The sequence below is a fragment of the Cereibacter changlensis JA139 genome, from assembly GCF_003034985.1.
In the GTDB taxonomy this organism is placed as follows: domain Bacteria; phylum Pseudomonadota; class Alphaproteobacteria; order Rhodobacterales; family Rhodobacteraceae; genus Cereibacter; species Cereibacter changlensis.
Genome location: NZ_PZKG01000253.1, coordinates 1 through 2,915 on the forward strand (window position 1 = coordinate 1; position 2,915 = coordinate 2,915).

Below are 2,915 nucleotides of genomic sequence, written 5' to 3' on the forward strand. Positions count from 1 at the left end.
ACCGCGACGCCATGGGCGCGCAGCGCGTCGGCCTCGCCCACGCCCGACAGCATCAGGATCTGCGGCGACCCGATCGCTCCGGCGCAGAGGATCACCTCCTGCGCGGCCCGCAGAACCTCGCGGCTGCCGTCGGGGCGGCGAATCTCCACCCCGGTGGCGCGCCCGGCCTCGATCACCACGCGCAGCACCTGCGCCTCGGCGACGACCTGCAGGTTGGGACGGTTGCGGACGGGCTTCAGGAAGGCGACCGCGGCCGAGCAGCGCCGGCCCTTGTTCACGGTCAGCTGGAAATGCCCGATGCCCTCCTGCACCGGCCCGTTGTAATCGGGGTTGTAGACATGGCCGAGCGCCTCGGCCGCGGCGATCCACTTCTCGCAGATCTCGCGCTTCAGCCGCGGGTCGGAGACCTGCAATTCGCCCGACTGCCCCCTGCCCGCGCCCGCGCCGCGCTGGAAGGTCTCCAGTTCCTCGAAGATCGGTCCGACCTCGGCCCAGGACCAGCCGGCGTTGCCGCGCTGCGCCCAGCCGTCGTAATCCTGCCGCTGGCCACGCACGTAGAGCAGGCCGTTCAGCGAGGAGGACCCGCCCAGCACCCGGCCCCTCGGCCAGTTCAGCCGGCGGCCGTTCAGCCCGGGATCGGGCTGGGTCTCGTAGCACCAGTCGAAGGCCGGGTCGTGCATCGTCTTGAAATAGCCGACCGGCACATGGATCCAGGGGCTGCTGTCGCGGCCGCCGGCCTCGATCAGCATGACCGTCACCTCAGGGTCGGCGCTCAGCCGGTTCGCCACGACGCAGCCGGCGGAGCCAGCCCCCACGACGATGTAATCTGCCATTCGCCCGCCCTCCGACTTGTCATATATGAGACAATAGGTCTCACTTTCCATGCTGTCCTATAAAATGGCAAGCTCCCCCTCACCGGGGGGGAGCTGCTGTCGTCTGTCCGCGGGATCAGCGCGCGGGGCGTTCCCTCCGGCCGATCAGCAGGGCGCAGACCATCGAGACCAGCGCCGCGAAGATCACATAGCAGCAGAGCCAGAACGGGTCATTGGCATTGGCCGCCATCAGGTAGGTGGCGATCATCGGCGTGATGCCCGAGGCGAAGATGCCCGAGAACTGGTAGACGAAGGAAATCCCGGTGTAGCGCACCGAGGGGTCGAAGAGATCGGCGAACAGCGCCGCCTCCGGCCCGTAGCACATCGGGTAGATGATGCCGAAGGGCAGCACGAGGCCCAGGATGATCAGCAGCGTGTCGCCGGTGGACATCAGCCAGAAGGCCGGGAAGACGCTCAGCGCGAGGAGCAGCGAGCCCCAGGCATAGGTCGTCGGCCGCCCGATCCGGTCGGAGAGCCGGCCGAAGAACGGGATGAACAGCACCATGACCAGCGCCGCGCCGCAGACCGTCCATAGCGCCTGGGTGCGCGGGATGCCGACGATCTTGCTGAGATAGAGGATCGAGAACACCGCGAAGACGTTGAAGAACACCCCGTCGATATAGCGCGCCCCCATGCCCAGCACGACATTGCCGGGATAGCGCTTGATCATGGTGACGAAGGGCAGGCCGACGTCGCGCGACCGCGACTCCGCCTTGGCCTTCTCGAACTCCGGGCTCTCGCGGATGTTCGACCGGATCCAGGTGCCCAGCACCACGAGGACGATGGAGCCGATGAAGGCCGAGCGCCAGCCCCAGGCCATGAACTGATCGTCGGGCAGCATGGTCAGCAGCGCCATGACGCCCGAGGACAGGAACAGCCCAAGCGACAGGCCGATCTGCGGGATCGAGGCGTAGAAGCCGCGTTTGCCGTTCGGGGCGAATTCATAAGCCATCAGCACGGCCCCGCCCCATTCGCCGCCGATGCCGATGCCCTGGGCGATGCGCAGGAGCAGCAGAAGGATCGGCGCGAGGATGCCGATCTGCTCGTAGGTCGGCAGAAGGCCGATGGCCACGGTCGCCCCACCCATCAGCATCAGCGTGATGACCAGCATGGTCTTGCGGCCGATCTTGTCGCCGAAATGGCCGAAGATCAGCCCGCCCAGCGGTCGCGCCACGAAGCCCACCGCGAAGGTCGCATAGGCCAGCATGATCGACACGGTCGGGTTGTCGGACGGAAAGTAGAGCTGGTTGAAGACGATGCCGGCGACCACGCCGTAGAGAAAGAAATCGTACCATTCGACTGTCGAGCCGACGAGGCTCGCGATCACGACTTTCCTGAGCTCGCGCTCGGCTGTGCCCGTTGCCGTGGCACTCCCTGTTATATCCGACATGACGCCCTCCCCTGCGCTGCGACGGTATTTCCTTGGTCTGGCAATCCGGGCTCCTCCTCCCGGAATGGCCAAGCGTCGCTTGCGATATGTCCTGGAGTCAACGTTTATTTGATAACCTGAGTCTCAAAAATGCCGATCCGGGGCTCGGACTCTCGCCCGAGGGGAACTGGACAGCGGAGGTCGTCGCTGTAGATTGGCGCAAATTGCGGTAAACGGTGGCAGATGAACGACGATCACGATCCCCCGGGCGCTGCTCCCAGCCTGCGCAACCTGCAGATCCTCGAGGTGCTCGCCTCGGAGGCGCGGCCGATGACTCCGACCGAGATCAATGGCTTGCTGAAGCTGCCGAAGCCGACCATCCACCGGCTGGTCGCCAATCTGGAGGCGCAGGGCTATCTCAGCCGCCATCTCGACGGGCGGAGCTACCTGCCGGGGCCGAAGCTGCGGCGGATGATGCTGGGGGTGATGCGGGCGGCCAGCCACGACCTGCCGCGCCGCGCGATCCTGACCCGGCTGAACGCCGCCGTGGGCGAGACCTGCAACCTGGCGATCCCCGACGGCGACGCCATGGTCTATGTCGACCGGGTCGAGACCAAGTGGCCGCTGCGAATCGCGCTGCAGATCGGCTCGCGCGTGCCGCTGCACGCCACGGC

3 protein-coding genes are annotated in these 2,915 nt (G+C 66.6%); 1 reads left to right on the forward strand and 2 read right to left on the reverse strand.

Translation table 11 applies throughout. The annotated features are described in order from the left end of the window. Together C5F48_RS22785 and C5F48_RS22790 are read right to left on the reverse strand one after the other, a co-directional pair. On the reverse strand, positions 1–833 hold an 833-nt coding region (locus tag C5F48_RS22785; RefSeq protein ID WP_146170725.1), incomplete at its 3' end, for a GMC family oxidoreductase. 115 nt (positions 834–948) lie between these two features. Then, entirely contained in the window at positions 949–2,262 is a 1,314-nt protein-coding gene (locus C5F48_RS22790) for an MFS transporter (protein WP_107666000.1), read from the reverse strand. A 222-nt stretch (positions 2,263–2,484) separates the two neighbouring features. Here C5F48_RS22790 and C5F48_RS22795 point away from each other — a divergent pair. Continuing rightward, positions 2,485–2,915 (forward strand): IclR family transcriptional regulator (locus C5F48_RS22795; protein WP_146170726.1); only part of this gene is annotated, 431 nt, incomplete at its 3' end.